The sequence below is a fragment of the uncultured Nostoc sp. genome, from assembly GCF_964245445.1.
In the GTDB taxonomy this organism is placed as follows: domain Bacteria; phylum Cyanobacteriota; class Cyanobacteriia; order Cyanobacteriales; family Nostocaceae; genus Nostoc.
Window position 1 is genome coordinate 16401 of record NZ_CAXTNE010000072.1, and the last position, 14039, is coordinate 30439.

The 14039-nt window shown below is 41.3% G+C and carries 15 protein-coding genes; 8 read left to right on the forward strand and 7 right to left on the reverse strand.

What is annotated here, in order from left to right:
* Window positions 1-1050: calcium-binding protein (locus tag ACFE90_RS14385; RefSeq protein ID WP_375501548.1), on the forward strand; the 1050-nt coding region annotated here is incomplete at its 5' end.
* Window positions 1051-1433: 383 nt separating this feature from the next.
* On the opposite strand, the gene ACFE90_RS14390 is transcribed toward ACFE90_RS14385, so the two are convergent.
* Window positions 1434-1661: a hypothetical protein gene (locus ACFE90_RS14390; protein WP_375501550.1), complete on the reverse strand. Its 228-nt coding sequence runs from the start codon at window positions 1659-1661 to the stop codon at window positions 1434-1436.
* A gap of 21 nt (window positions 1662-1682) precedes the next feature.
* On the opposite strand from ACFE90_RS14390, the gene ACFE90_RS14395 reads away from it, so the two are divergent.
* The 6 genes from ACFE90_RS14395 to ACFE90_RS14420 all read left to right on the forward strand — a co-directional run bounded on the left by ACFE90_RS14395 (window position 1683) and on the right by ACFE90_RS14420 (window position 6405).
* A complete protein-coding gene (locus ACFE90_RS14395; RefSeq protein WP_375501552.1) occupies window positions 1683-2021 on the forward strand; it encodes a hypothetical protein in 339 nt (112 codons plus the stop codon).
* Between the two features lie 198 nt (window positions 2022-2219).
* A complete protein-coding gene (locus ACFE90_RS14400) occupies window positions 2220-2429 on the forward strand; it encodes a hypothetical protein (protein WP_375501554.1) in 210 nt (69 codons plus the stop codon).
* A 542-nt stretch (window positions 2430-2971) separates the two neighbouring features.
* Window positions 2972-3229 carry an MFS transporter gene (locus ACFE90_RS14405; protein WP_375501556.1) on the forward strand — a complete coding sequence of 86 codons (258 nt, stop codon included), beginning with the start codon at window positions 2972-2974 and terminating at the stop codon, window positions 3227-3229.
* A gap of 238 nt (window positions 3230-3467) precedes the next feature.
* Complete coding sequence (locus ACFE90_RS14410; protein WP_375501558.1) at window positions 3468-5186, forward strand: filamentous hemagglutinin N-terminal domain-containing protein; 1719 nt, start codon at window positions 3468-3470, stop codon at window positions 5184-5186.
* A gap of 163 nt (window positions 5187-5349) precedes the next feature.
* The gene (locus ACFE90_RS14415; protein ID WP_375501560.1) at window positions 5350-5772 is read left to right on the forward strand and encodes a hypothetical protein; all 423 of its coding nucleotides are present in this window, start codon (window positions 5350-5352) and stop codon (window positions 5770-5772) included.
* An 81-nt stretch (window positions 5773-5853) separates the two neighbouring features.
* Complete coding sequence (locus ACFE90_RS14420) at window positions 5854-6405, forward strand: hypothetical protein (protein WP_375501562.1); 552 nt, start codon at window positions 5854-5856, stop codon at window positions 6403-6405.
* A gap of 724 nt (window positions 6406-7129) precedes the next feature.
* Here the strand turns inward: ACFE90_RS14420 and ACFE90_RS14425 are convergent.
* The 3 genes from ACFE90_RS14425 to ACFE90_RS14435 form a co-directional block, all read right to left on the reverse strand.
* Window positions 7130-7687 (reverse strand): WGR domain-containing protein, encoded by a 558-nt coding sequence (locus ACFE90_RS14425; RefSeq protein ID WP_375501564.1) that lies wholly within the window; start codon window positions 7685-7687, stop codon window positions 7130-7132.
* A gap of 203 nt (window positions 7688-7890) precedes the next feature.
* Complete coding sequence (locus tag ACFE90_RS14430) at window positions 7891-8172, reverse strand: hypothetical protein (protein WP_375501566.1); 282 nt, start codon at window positions 8170-8172, stop codon at window positions 7891-7893.
* An 80-nt stretch (window positions 8173-8252) separates the two neighbouring features.
* On the reverse strand, window positions 8253-9875 hold the full coding sequence (locus tag ACFE90_RS14435; protein ID WP_375501569.1) for an AAA family ATPase: 1623 nt from the start codon (window positions 9873-9875) through the stop codon (window positions 8253-8255).
* A gap of 38 nt (window positions 9876-9913) precedes the next feature.
* Between ACFE90_RS14435 and ACFE90_RS14440 the strand changes: the two genes are divergently transcribed.
* A complete protein-coding gene (locus ACFE90_RS14440; protein ID WP_375501571.1) occupies window positions 9914-10138 on the forward strand; it encodes a hypothetical protein in 225 nt (74 codons plus the stop codon).
* 43 nt (window positions 10139-10181) lie between these two features.
* On the opposite strand, the gene ACFE90_RS14445 is transcribed toward ACFE90_RS14440, so the two are convergent.
* The 3 genes from ACFE90_RS14445 to ACFE90_RS14455 form a co-directional block, all read right to left on the reverse strand.
* Window positions 10182-10385 (reverse strand): DUF2997 domain-containing protein, encoded by a 204-nt coding sequence (locus ACFE90_RS14445; protein WP_375501573.1) that lies wholly within the window; start codon window positions 10383-10385, stop codon window positions 10182-10184.
* 162 nt (window positions 10386-10547) lie between these two features.
* On the reverse strand, window positions 10548-12206 hold the full coding sequence (gene ltrA / locus ACFE90_RS14450) for a group II intron reverse transcriptase/maturase (protein WP_375501575.1): 1659 nt from the start codon (window positions 12204-12206) through the stop codon (window positions 10548-10550).
* A 673-nt stretch (window positions 12207-12879) separates the two neighbouring features.
* On the reverse strand, window positions 12880-14039 hold a 1160-nt coding region (locus ACFE90_RS14455; protein WP_375501577.1), incomplete at its 5' end, for a group II intron reverse transcriptase.

Genomic DNA, 14039 nt, shown 5'->3' on the forward strand with positions numbered 1-14039 from the left:
CGGGGCGAAGATGGCGATGACCTGTTAGATGGTGATGCTGTTACTCCAGTGACGGGTTCAGCTAAGGATACTCTTTTTGGTGGATTCGGTAATGATATTCTCTTTGGTGGGGAAGACAATGACATCCTCTCTGGTGAATCTGGCAATGACATCTTACGGGGCGAAGATGGCGATGACCTGTTAGATGGTGATGCTGTTACTCCAGTGACGGGTTCAGCTAAGGATACTCTTTTTGGTGGATTCGGTAATGATATTCTCTTTGGTGGGGAAGACAATGACATCCTCTCTGGTGAATCTGGCAATGACATCTTGCGGGGCGAAGACGGCGATGATACATTCAACGGCAGTGAGGGTAAGGACAGCATTGAGGGCGGAAATGGCTTTGATACAGCAAACTATAGCAAACTAGGTAAAGCCATCACCCTCTCAGGTGTAGGGACAATTACTAAAGCTGGTGAATTGGGAACAGATCAAATCTTTAAAGTAGAAACAGTTATTGCTGATGCTAGTGTTGCCGATAATATCATAGATACGTCTCAATCTTTGCCTGGCGTATCTATCATCGCTGACCTAGAAGCCCAAACTATCTCTGCCAATAACATTCCTGATTTTGGGACATTAACATTCAATGTAGTCAACTTTGACAATGTTATCGGTACAGATGAAAGTGACAGCATTAAGGGCGACGGGCAAAATAATCAATTATTTGGTCTGACTGAGGATGACCTAATTGATGGTAGAGGTGGCAATGACATTATCTTTGGCGACTTGGGTAACGACACCATTATCGGTGGAGAAGGTAAGGATATTCTCACAGGTGGCTTTGGTGCAGATAGGTTTATTTTCAACAGTGCTAAAGAGGGTCTTGACATCATCAAAGATTACAACTTTGCTGAGGACGACGTAATCCAAGTTTCTAAAGTAGGGTTTGGTACTACTAAGATTAGCGATTTTTTCTACGATACCTCTAGCGGTAACTTGTCTTTCTTAGGAAATCAATTCGCCTCACTTGATAATCTCTCATTCAATGTGAATATTGAGTTGGTATAAAATTACCACGAGTCACAACTCCATTGCCATGATCCGGATAATGGTGAGGCGATAGCATAAAATTTGACCTCTTAAAGCAATACCTTCACCAATTTACGAGGGTGAGTTGACGGTGCTTAAACTATCAACTCCCTTTTCTCTGAGGCTTGGCAAAAACAATCAGTAGACCGAAAACTTCTGCGAACGCTAAAAAATAGTAGTGTACGATACCGTTTTTGGCAGAATGTAACAAAGCTGATTGCCTTGGATAAAGTATAAGCTTAACTTATAAATAAGCCCCAAAAACCAACCAAAATCAGCCGGACGGTAAACAAACTTCGCAGGCTACCCCATAGTTGCGGTCTACTGCTTGTCGTAAAAACTCCATCAGTGAGAGGTGGCTCTCAAATCTTTACCACCGCACGCACAGCCCTAACTGGTGGTAATGGTAGCAACATTAATATCAATGCCCCGTCAGGCTTCATTGTTACTATTCCCAACGAAAACAGCGACATCTTCATTGTTGGCTGAAAACCAGGATTGTGGTGTTGAGCCGAAAGACCGTCTTGAAGATACTTATTCCGCCGCGCCCGTCGCACAGAATTTAACTGACTTGGTTGATACTTGCCCAACCAAGTTTTTCCGCTTCATTATTGGCTAAAAATCAGGACTGTGGTGTTGAACCGAAAGACTGTCATGAAGGTACTTGTTCCGCCGCTCCCGTCGTTCAAAATGAATTTTGTTTAAGTTCAGCGATCGCTAATCAAACACAAGAGCAGCTAGAACAGAGTTATTCTGCTTCCTTGTCGGGAGAAAACCAAGTTTCGGGTGTAGAAGTCAAAGCAGTTGATGAGGGTAAAGGTTGCGCCGCGCCTGTGCCACAGCCTGAAAAATGGTCACATGAGGCGATTGTTGTGCGGTCAAATATGCGACCGGAGCGGATGCAGAAACTCACGCGTTGCGGCGAATTCGGGGCAGAATCCGGAGTTTGACTTCTTGAAAGGGTGTTGGAGTGATGACCCAGCATTGATGATAATGATTAAGAAATTGCTGGCGAAGTTTCCGCAGTGGGGAATTGCTTGTGTTGAGGCGGTTTTGATTGATTAGAACGAGTAGAGAGAGTTGGTTAATTGACACGGATAGTAATCATAGTGGTTTGAAATTTGCGTCTGGAAAACTTTGTAAAAGTTTTGAGTTTTCACGAAAAATTTGGGTTTTGGGCTGATGTCATCGTAGTAACCTCGTTTAACAACTCTCTGCTGATTATGGCAATTATTAACGGTAGTAATTTTGATGACAATAATACCATCAATGGTACCCCATCTATCTTTCGCACTGCCCTAAATGGGACTGATGACAATGATACCCTTAATGGGGGTACTGGTAACGAGGTCAAGTGAGGTATGTAGCAGGTATTCTTGCAGCTAACACCAATTCCAATTTGAGCGCTGACTTTGAGATTCAGCTTACAGGAGCGCCAACACTATTTGTGGCAGCAGGAAATCCCACAAGCGACATTGTTCTTTAATTAATCATAATTGAATAGCCGAGGGGAAAGGTAAGTTGAGCTTGCCTCTCTCTTTTATAATTACTCAATGTTTTGAACATACTTCAAGTTCTTTCAGATGTAAATTCCACATCATTCTTATCTTTAGCTAAATTCAAGTCAATGTCATACAAAGAATTAGAATACATCATAGACACTAAAATACAAAAAGCTATACGAAAGCACGAGATAGTAGTTGCTTTCATTAGTAGTATTATTGGCTTGTTTCTCATAGTGGGCTTATTCCACGCTATATTGCTCAACCACACTCAAATTCATTCATTTTGCTTGAACTGATTACTGTTGCATCCAATGGGCTTTTATTATCAAGTGTTCTCTAATGCCCATAACACTAATCCAAGTTACACACATTTTTTATAAAAGAGAATTGTGCCTATGGAGAGTAAAAATAATCGCAGGGCTACACTTATCTTATTTTTGACTGTATTTATAGACTTGCTCGGCTTCGGAATCATCTTGCCGATGCCGCCTTTATATGCTGATCAGTTCGGCGCAAAACCTAATGAAGCGACTCTACTTGTAGCTATTTATTCTTTAATGCAGTTCTTATTTGCACTATTATGGGGCAGCTTTAGCGATCGCACGCAATACGATCTGATCAGCAGCAATCAGTTAATGCAGATATTTAACTAAATAAAATTTTACACGGCGGCAATGCCTGAGCTATTGGTTCGCTCACTTGCTCAGGCATTACCAGGGGAGCGATGGCTTGAGAACTTTGTAAAGTAAAGTTTTGTAAAATTTTCAATCTTTTGCGAAAAACCAAAGTTTTCGGGTGAAAGCTTAGTAGCCTAGTTACTCGCTATTTAACAGCTAGTAACTTGATTTATGCTTAACTAAGCTTTGGTGCTGCTATTAGTGGAGGCTTGCAATGTCAGGTTTAAGTTTTACTCATTGGGGTGTTTTAGTGACTATCGCTTTCGGTGCCAGCTTTTGTAGCATTGATTATGCAAGCGCTCAAATTACTCCAGATGGCACTTTACCTAATAACTCTAGCGTCACACGAGAGGGTGACACCTTTAACATTACTGGAGGAACTCAAGCTGGCGGTAATTTGTTTCACAGTTTTGGTGAGTTCTCTGTACCTACTGGTAGCACTGCTGACTTTAATAATGCTCTAGATATTCAAAATATTATTAGTCGAGTAACGGGTGGATCAGTTTCTAATATTGATATTGATATTGATGGGTTAATTCGCACGTTGGGTACGGCTAACCTGTTTCTAACAAATCCCAATGGAATTGTATTTGGTAAAAATGCCAGCTTAAATGTTGGTGGTTCCTTTGCGGCGACTACAGCGAATGCTCTGCAATTTGGAAATCGAGGATTTTTTAGTGCTACTGAGCAAAATATCCCTTCACCGTTGTTGACTATTAATCCTTCAGCATTATTGTTTAATCAGATTAATCAAAACGGAGGGATTCAAAACAACTCAGTAGCATCGGCAGGAACAGACCCAGCAGGCTTTGATGCATTTGGTTTACGAGTACCAGATGGTAAGAGTTTACTATTGGTGGGTGGTAATGTCAGCATGGATGGGGGACGATTAAATGCTTATGGTGGGAGAGCCGAGTTAGGAGGGTTAGCCCAAGCTGGTACTGTAGCTCTAGGTGTAGATGGCGATAATCTCAGCTTGATATTTCCTGATAATGTTGCGCGAACTTCGGTATCCCTCACGAATCAAGCAGGTGTAATTGTAACTGGGGCTGGTGGCGGTAATATTGCAGTTAATGCTAGGAATTTAGAAATATTGGGAGGAAGTATTTTAAGTGCTGGTATTGGGCAAGGTTTGGGGACACCTGAAACTGTCGCCGGAGATATTACGCTGAATGCTACCGAGTCAATCAAAGTTGCAGGCATTGGGAGTAATGTTCGCAATCTTGTGGGTTTGGGGTCACTTGGCAATGGGGGTAACATTACTATCAATTCTGGTTCATTATCGTTACAAAATGGCGCTGAACTTATTGCCTCAACATTTGGACAAGGTAATGCGGGGAATGTCAATGTTAATGTTACAGATGCTGTTAATATTGCTGGAAGAAACAGTGGGATTTTGAGTAATGTGTCCACTGGTACAGTTGGCAATGGAGGTAATATTAACATCGATTCTGGTTCCTTCTCATTACGCGATCGCGCTGAACTTAGTGCCTCAACTTCAGGACTTGGTAATGCAGGCACAATTAAAGTTAATACTGCTCAAGTAAATATTTCTGGTAGCAGTTCAAACATTAACAGTGACTTTCTCGTTAACTCTCAAAGTACGACGGGTATTGCTGGAGATATAATCGTCACCTCACCTAGAGTTACCTTAGATAACACTGGCACACTCAACGCCCAATCTACATCGGGTAATGGTGGTGATATCAACTTACAAACTGATTTACTGCTTCTGCGTCGTGGCGCTCAAATTTCCACTACCGCAGGTACAGCACAGGTTGGTAATGGCGGCAATATCACTGTTAACACTACAGGCTTAATACTTGTAAGCAAGCCTGTTCCCGAACCAGCTTTAACATTCAGTGTGTTTGCGATCGCTGCTTTTCACGCTGCTTGGAGGTTAAGACTTAAACAGAAGCAAACTACTTTTTGAAGGCTTGAGTCACCGAAGAAATCAACTTAGCTAAATCCGTATTGGTATCGTTGGTGCTGGATGCGCTGATTTAACATCTGCCGAAGAATTACATGATCTCGCCTTCGCCCTGGTTTTTAGCTATGCTATTTTGAATTTATTGTTGTTAGTAGAATAGGCACAAATGTCAGAGTCACCTACTCAATCAAAAAATAGACAAGCAATATTGTTAATACCTGGCTTTGGTTCAAGAGATAAGAAAGAATTTCTTTATAATTTTAGCAAGGGAATTGAAGGTTTAGGAGCAAAGCCCCTTAAACATTTTGATAAAGGTAATTGTAGTATTAAGGAATTTGAAATTAGCGATAAATTAATAGATATATATGAGGCTTACTGGGGAGATATTATAGAAGATTTAACTAAAATGGAATTAACAGATAAAGTTCCACGAGGCGCATATCTGATATACTATTGGCTTTTTTCAGGTATATACAAAACTTTGCAAGAATCAAGAATTTTGTTTCTTTTTTGCACTGTTTTCTTACTAGTTTTTATTTGCTGGTATTTTTTTTCTATTCTTATTATATTTTCTCAGCTAGTCAAATAATTCGATAGTTCTAATGCTTTAAAGCAGTTTAAATTATACCTTGGTTGGATTTGGTTAATCAATACTTTTCTAGTAGGCTTATTGCCTGTTAGCATAGCCGCTAACCTAACTCACTTTTGTGAAAAATATTTAGAAGATGGATTTACTAAATATATCATTAATGAAAGAGTAGCTGAAACTTTTAATCTAGTATCAGAAGAAAAGTATAGTAGTGTTACGGTACTAGGCCATAGCTTTGGAGCTATTATTGGTACAAAACTACTGGCAGAACTTCCAGAAAAACAAAATGTTAATTTTATTACATTAGGGAGTACTTTAAAGTTCTTTTCGTTTAAATCCCATCCAATTAACTCGGAATTATCTAAATTAGTAGAAGGCTGTAAAGGAAAAGTTGAAAAATGGATTGAGTATTATGCCGAAGAAGACCCTGTTTGCATAAAATGGCTTCCAGTAGGTAAATATGACAATTTAGAAATAAAAACTATTGACAATTTAGAAATAAAAACTATTCCACTTTACAATGCCCGTGGGAAAAAAATTAAGAAGATGAGCTTTGCTAGCATAACTGGTCAGTCCCATCTTTTTTATTTTTATAATCAAGAGTTGCTTCAAAAAATACTATTTTTAAAGTAAGAGCGGCGCTCACGCTTATGTAATTATTCAGAATATATACGACTACTATTTGATTGTTGAACAGACTCTTTAGGTCTAGTAGCGAGAGTACGGCACCAAAGCCTTAATAATGGTGCGTTAGGAGTTTCGTCGTGGAGAATAGAAAACTTTATTCCTTGGATATTGCATGTTACTTTCGGTGAAGATGAAAGCTGGATTAGTTCTCTGCACAACCCACAAAACTTTGCTTTCCTACGTCGCATTGCTCTCAATGCCTTGGAGCGAGAATCATCTTTTCGTCGCAGTATTCGCCAAAAGTCATAACGAGCAGCTATGATATCTAAAAAAGATATTAAGGACAATTTTTATAAGGCTATTTCATAACTTTTGGAAATAATTTATCAAACACCAAAAATATCCCCCAATCTCATCCAATACTGGGGGATACAGTTAATCAGTCCGCATCGCTATAGGAAATCGGCTTTACATGATCTAATACAGATTCATCAGCAACAATCTCTGTCCTTGTGCTAACTGATCCTACATGTATATCCAAGTCTGGAATATCGATTCCTAGCTAGTCAGATATTTTTCTTATTTTTTGGTATTGAGAATCTATTTCCTGCTCCCTGTGGGTAGAATGCCCATACCCCTCTGACTCCCAAGAGCTAACAATTATCTTTGCCATAGCTTTATTCCTTATTGAATTCTGGAATTTTCTCACAATATTTTCCGCCAAGCTGATTTACAGATGTCGCCAGAAGTTCTTACTGATAGTCTTGAGACTGACTACCTTGGGTTCTGCTGCTTCAGGGGCATGACCAACAGCCACCGCAGCAACTTGTGATGCAGGTGTCGTTAACAGAGAATTAAGTAATTCCATTTGATAATCGACATCTGTAACGGTACGGTAAATTCCGTGATAATCTATCTGCATCCCCAAAGGCGTAGGGACAATTTTCAAATACTCATTTAGGGCGCTAATGTAGCCATCGTGAAAAATTCTACTAGCAATACAAGGACGAATAATATTCAATAAATGTATTGCTCGTCTAATGTCTGCAACACTGCGGCTAGCATCAATCTCTGGCTGACTTTCTCTGTAGCCTTTGGATTTTTTCTCGGCTACCAGATTGTTAAATTTACTAACCGCTCTTTGATGATTGCCTAATGTGTGGACTTTAGTCTGCGCTTGATAACCGATTCTGCCCCATTGCACTGTTAAGTTACCATCTTCGACTTTAGCAGACCAGAATTTATTGCTGTTCTGGATAGCATCAACAAAAACTAAATATATTTTCATGTTTTTGAACTCCAATACTCGCTGACTATTAGGCATTACCTCATCTGAGATAGATACATTGAAGGCGAGCGCTACAAACCTTAAAGTAGAGATCGCCAACTTTTCGTGATTATCAAATTAATTTTTTACTAGATACGATAAGGTTTTGAAACTGGGGTATCTAAAAAGTCAAATCCGCTCTGCTCAAGCCACTCTTTTGAAATTTAGTTAGGACGATTAGCTATAAAACTACAAGCATCATCTAAAGAATCAAATAATTTTGTACAGATTGTAGGATGCTTGAAATCACCAATCCCAATTAAATGTTTTTCGTCGTAATTTGCTAAATCTATTCGTACTACATTCTGTGGGTAGCAATGCCAGTTTTCAGGATCAGAAACTATAGATATTGAGTTTGTAGGCATTGGCAATTCATGATGTATTTTACTATTAGGAAATTCTGCCTGATGTCTAGCTAAATATTCATGGATGTTAAGTCTGGTCATATTTTTCTTGCTTTGTAAGGATTCTTGTATTTTAGTGATTGCGGTCGCCCCCATAGAATCAGGAGACAATCGCTTTCTCATCAGTTCAGATTCCGAAACTTAGCAGCACGTAAGGATTGAGTTTTCGCCGCAACCACAGGACTACTAGCCCGTCGTGCAGTAGCTGCCCAAGCCTGCATACGCTGAACTGCCGCAGCATCCTGAATTGCAAGCGGAGTGATGGTTTGACGACAGGTTTCCAGATCAGCAAGCGTTAAGAGCTGCGGTCGCCCTTCATCGAATGCCAGCAGAGCAGCTTCCGAAGCGAGGGTTTCGAGTTCTGCCCCGGAAAATTTCGCGGTTGAAGCTACGATCGCCTCTAAATACTCGTCTTCAACCGCAATCCCAAAGCGTTGCAGATGAATGCTCAAGATTTGCACTCGTTCTGGCTCCGTAGGAAGATCAACAAAGAAAGCCTCATCAAAGCGTCCCTTCCTCTTTAACTCAGTTGGCAGTGCAGAAGGGTCATTGCAGGTTGCCACAATGAATACACCACTTGTACACTCGCTCATGAACGTCAGAATATTGCCGAGAATCCTTTGAGAAACGCCACTTGTGTCACCACTGCCAGAAAGAGCTTTTTCCACTTCGTCCATAAATAAAATACATGGAGCAATTGCTTCGGCTGTTTTCAAGGCACGTCTAACATTGCCCTCTGATTCACCAACTAAAGAACCAAGAAGAGACGCAATATCTAACTGGAGTAGCGGTAGATTTAGGATATGAGCGATGTTCTTAGCTAATAAAGTTTTACCTGTACCGGGCGGCCCTGCAAGCAACACACCTTTTGGTTGAGGTAAGGAAAGTTCACGGGCCTCTTGTGTGAACAGCCGCCGCCGTCGATTGAGCCACTCACGCAACAAATCCAATCCTCCAAAGGAGATGCTAGCAGGCTTGCCCAATTCAATACCTATTTGAGACAACAGCCGAGTTTTATACTCGACTGCTTGGGGTATGAAATTACTATCAATTAAAATCCCATCTGATGTTAGGTTATGTTTGACAGTTAACCGCAGGAAGTCGCTAATTTCCTCCAGGGTTAATCCCAAGGCAGCACGAGAGAGAGATTCAATTTCACTCTTGTTGAGGGAAATTGTAAAAGTCAATTCCTGTTCAATAGCTGACTGTTGTAGGTCATGCAAATAAGAATTGATATGTTCAAGTATTTGCTCAACTCCTGGTAGAGGAATTTCACAATAAGGGATTAAGCGTACAAGTGACTCATGTAATTGAATGTTTTGACCCAGTAGCACAATGCGTTTATCAGTCGGTTTGAGACGATGGTAGAGATTTTTTACCTTGCTAACAACCTCCCAAGATAACGAAGGCAAATTCTTACCAATAAACGAGTGAATGTCACCTAAGATAAAGATTCCATCAGCACTAAAATTCGCAATGTAATCAAACACATATAACAATGGGTCAGCATGTTGTGGTTTCTTATACTCTGGTACTGGTTTAAACACTAATCCCCCATCTGCTGCGATTAAACATTGCTCCAAGGTTGATACTCCCAGATTCCAAAAGAACACTGGACATGAGAGCTTATTGTTAGCTTCAGCAGTCAGCCACTGAATAATCGTCGCTTCATCAGGAGATAAGACATCAACCGCAGCGATGGGGATTTGTGAATCTAATGTGGAGAGAAGATTTGAGAGGTTCATTGTTTTTCAATCTGATAAGGTAATGGAGCTAGTTCATCGTGAGTATTAACAAGTCTCACGACTACTTCATAAACTTCGGCATCGCCGTCGAAAATCTCAGCTATACCATTGCACTCTTGGTAGGCGATGCCTACGGCGGTAAACTACGCTGTTACTATGGCATTCAACAGCACACACAGCCCCTCAGTATTCGCTTTGATGATCACGGGCTGGTGTGGTTTTTGCTGGGCGTAAATGTGGATAAAGGGGTATTCTTTAGCTAATTCGTTCATGATGTTTTGAGGGGGAGTCAACCCCCTCCATTTTTTACTGACGTAAACGTGTTTGAGTGCTGTTCGTAATCCGAAGCTGTGGTGCTGATTCTTCTTTGAAAATGCGATCGCCTACAACCCCAAGTGCCTCTTCAAATGGTTGCGTAGCCGATAAACAACTCAAGCCCTCGAATCCCTCCGCTTCCACTTTCACTTCACCTGTAGCGCTGTCAAAATGAATCAAAACTGAACGTTCCATGTTTATCTCCTTACATATTGTTGAACTTCCTGATGTCCGGCAAAAGTCAGCCGTAGGGTTTGGTTGAGTCGATGGGGGATAGTCGGGTAAGGTTTGAGCGTCACTGCTCTCCCCTCCCCTAAGAACCGTGCATAAGACTTTCGCACTTACACGGCTCAAGCCTTACTTCAAGCGAGTTGACTTGGTTTTAGAATGTTCCTGCTTGTGACACGCATGGTGCAAGTGCTGTAGGTTTTCAATGTCGTCTCGTCCACCTTGAGCAACGGGAACTATGTGATGGGTGTTTAATTCCTCTCCATTGAATAAAGGTTCACCACAGATAGGACATTTCCAATTTTGGGTTTGAGCGATTTTGTAATTTTGAGAGTTTTTCTCCCAGTAGCTCTTTCCATATTTCTGGTGACGTTTTTCCCAGTACTCTTGGAGTGAAGGGTCATCCGGTGATGCTTCGCCCTTGACCTTTACATGGCGTTCGATAGGCGTGTACGCTATCGGGTATAGGATTATGTCCTTTTCTTTCCCTCTGCGGTCGCTAGTTGTGGTAGCGAACGTCCATTTATTACCATTTATTGTCTTGAAGTAACGCTTCCGAACCCATTTTGTATTTTTGTTGGGATGTCTACGTTTAGCCCAATTCCAAAGGTATCGCCATGTTCTACTTTTGATATATCCAAAAGTTTCTTTACTAACAACACCTTTGTAATAATTGGAAAATCCACGAAGAATTGGATTAAGTCTTTTTATGACTGCTTCTTGTTCGCTCCCATTCATTGCTGTGATTTCTTGCCCAATTCGTTTGCAGAAGTCCAGGACTTTCTTCTTCGAGGGCTTAATAAGCAATTTGCCATTGTAATGGCGGTGGTTGAATCCAAAAAAGTCAAAACCATCCTCCATTGACGTTATCAGTGTCTTCTCCGCGCTGAAATTAAGTCCTCTTTCTGACAACCATTGCTGAATCTGGATTTGGGCTTTTTCAAGACTTCCTTTGTCTCTAGCTGTGATAATAAAATCATCAGCATATCTAACCACGCCAAGTTTTGGATTGGTGGATTTTATATAGTTTTCTAATCCATGCAATCCGATGTTGGCTAGAAGAGGTGATATCACTCCTCCCTGTGGTGTGCCTGTCTCGGTTGGATTATATTTCCCTTCAAAGATAAATCCAGCTTTTAACCATCCTTTTATTAAATTTCTTCTAGGGAAATTTCCTAACCGTTTGAGGATAGATTCATGGATAATGTTATCAAAGAAACCTTGAATATCAGCTTCTAGAACCCAAGCGTTTCTAGCATTTGGACTTGCATTTAATCTTATCCAGTTTTGTGCTATAGCGTCTTGACAACTTCTACCAGGTCTGAATCCATAGGAATTTGGTTCAAATATGGCTTCCCATTCTGGTTCTAGTGAATTAACTATTATTGCCTGTTCGATTCTGTCACGCACGGTTGGGATTCCGAGCGGTCGTTTCTTACCGTTGGATTTGGGAATCATTACCCGTTTTGTTGGGTCTTGATTGCCGTCTTCCCAGTTATTTACCAGCTTCACTCGCTGCTTTGGGGTATTGACAGTTTCTTTATCAATTCCTGCCGTTGCTTTCCCTTTATTGGTCTGAGTGATTTTCCGAACAGATAGTAATAGGTTCGCGTAGCTTCTTTGCATTAACTTTTGGAGACTTCGCAGTTTCCTCCAGTTACCAAGTTTTCTCGCAAGAAAGATTCGTTTACGCAGATTCTTAACCGCTTTATTAATCTGTTTCCAGTTGACCTGATTCCAGTTTTCTAACGGTTTTCTTAGTCCGTTTGTTGTATTTACATACACCATCTAACTTGTCCTCGAATTAAGTTTCTTTGTTTAGTCTCTTTCTCATAAGACCCAAGAGAAGTTTGCTATTCCTTTCGGTCAGGGACAAAGTTTGAATCCCTATCCCATCTATTACAGATGGGCGTTCGCTTTTTCTCTCATCCTCTACCCTCCAGAGAGTTCTGTCTTCCTTACGGTTGACTTACTATGGGACTTCGACCTTTCCATAGACTCTGTAGGGCTTACCTTGTTGTTTCGTTTAATGCCTGTTCTCCGTTAGATGTTGATTTTCCTGCGGTGGGAATTGTATTCACACGATTCATAGAAAATAAAACTATAAATCTACCCACTTACCTTTTGGTTAGAGCCTATCAGCCTTATTTGGCTCTCTGTGCGATGACGCAGTTTAGACATCAATTCACTTTCGTTCATCTTAGGAGAACTCCCTCTTGCTCCTTACCACGTTTAGGCTGGTAGTTAAGGTTACGTTTGTGGTCTGCACTCCGCCTGTTTCGTTACCTACTTGGGCGTGACCAGACTCTTTTGAGAGTCTTTTTACATGAGGGTAGAGAGTGTGAATTCTCTAGGAGAGTCGGCTCTCCGTCCTAAACGACCTTTCAAGTCGCGCTTATTCCCCGCACCTCTCAGTTAGATCCGTGCGTACCCGTTTCCGTGTACACGGCTCCCGATGTTCTCAGCTTGCGCTTTTGCTCATGTGCTTGTAATCGTGGCAACTCTCATGAATTGCTTCAAGATTATTTCTCTTCCAGTTGGCGTGATTTCCGTCGATGTGGTGCAGGTGAACCTTTTCCTCATCGATGAACTTTAAGCCGCAGGATGCACATTTATGGTTTTGCTTCTTGAGAGCAATAGAGGTTTCGCCGTCATAGAGTTTACTGTTACGTTCGCTCCAGTAGGCTGTATCTCCGTCATAGGGGGATTTTGTTCCTTTAACTGAGACGTGTTTATTTTCGGAGTAGGGAACTGCTGGGAATGCCTTGTCTAGTAATTTCTTGCTAGAGTAGCGGTTTTGCTTGGTTTCCTTGTTGAATACCCTATAAGCTCTTGTTTCAATGTGGTATAACGAGTTTCTAGACCCGTCCATCTTGCAGAACTTATGGTAATTTCTCCAACCTCTAACTACCGGGGCTAATTTCTCAGCCTTTGTGGTAGCACCATAATTCGAGTTGTTGACAATGTGTTTTACTTTCTTACGGAATGCTTTGAAGTTATCCACTGAGGGACTGCATTTAAACTTTCCGTTTTTCTGGACTTTAAAGTGCCAGCCGAGGAAATCAAACCCATCTGTCGCGGCGGTAACTTCGGTTTTCTTTTGGCTTACATTCATTCCGCGTTTGCGGAGGAACTCGCTGATTCTTTCAAGTATCTCTGTCGCATCATCTTCGGGTCGGAGTATAATAATCATGTCATCCGCATACCGGATTGATGGTTCTATGATTGACTTATTTGGGGTCTTGTCGTGTACCTTGCTACCTACTTTGTAGTTGTAGTGGTATCTGTGTATACTCTCAATCCCGTTGAGTGCGATGTTAGCTAGTAATGGGCTGACCACTCCCCCCTGTGGGGTTCCTTGTTCAGGGAATTCTGGATTTACCCCTGCCTTGAGGCATCGGAAAATACTGAGTTTCAAGCCTTTGGGGGCGATGAGTTCGTCCATTATTGCTGAGTGGTTAATCCTGTCGAAGCATTTTTCAATATCGAGTTCGATTACTCGTTTCTCTATTCCGTTGGCTTGAGAGCTTAGGTTGTTGAAGATGTGTTTTTGTGCATCGTGGGCGGAGCGATTAAAGTCAGTGACTCTCTCACAAGAGCCACTGCTCTCCAAAACCGTGC

Excerpts from the sequence above, each read along its gene's own strand:
- ACFE90_RS14410 (WP_375501558.1), top strand. The coding sequence starts at position 3,468 with ATGTCAGGTTTAAGTTTTACTCATTGGGGTGTTTTAGTGACTATCGCT.
- ACFE90_RS14415 (WP_375501560.1), top strand. The coding sequence starts at position 5,350 with ATGTCAGAGTCACCTACTCAATCAAAAAATAGACAAGCAATATTGTTA.
- ACFE90_RS14430 (WP_375501566.1), bottom strand. The coding sequence starts at position 8,172 with ATGACCAGACTTAACATCCATGAATATTTAGCTAGACATCAGGCAGAA.
- ltrA (WP_375501575.1), bottom strand. The coding sequence starts at position 12,206 with ATGGTGTATGTAAATACAACAAACGGACTAAGAAAACCGTTAGAAAAC.
- ACFE90_RS14445 (WP_375501573.1), bottom strand. The coding sequence starts at position 10,385 with ATGGAACGTTCAGTTTTGATTCATTTTGACAGCGCTACAGGTGAAGTG.
- ACFE90_RS14425 (WP_375501564.1), bottom strand. The coding sequence starts at position 7,687 with ATGAAAATATATTTAGTTTTTGTTGATGCTATCCAGAACAGCAATAAA.
- ACFE90_RS14435 (WP_375501569.1), bottom strand. The coding sequence starts at position 9,875 with ATGAACCTCTCAAATCTTCTCTCCACATTAGATTCACAAATCCCCATC.
- ACFE90_RS14405 (WP_375501556.1), top strand. The coding sequence starts at position 2,972 with ATGGAGAGTAAAAATAATCGCAGGGCTACACTTATCTTATTTTTGACT.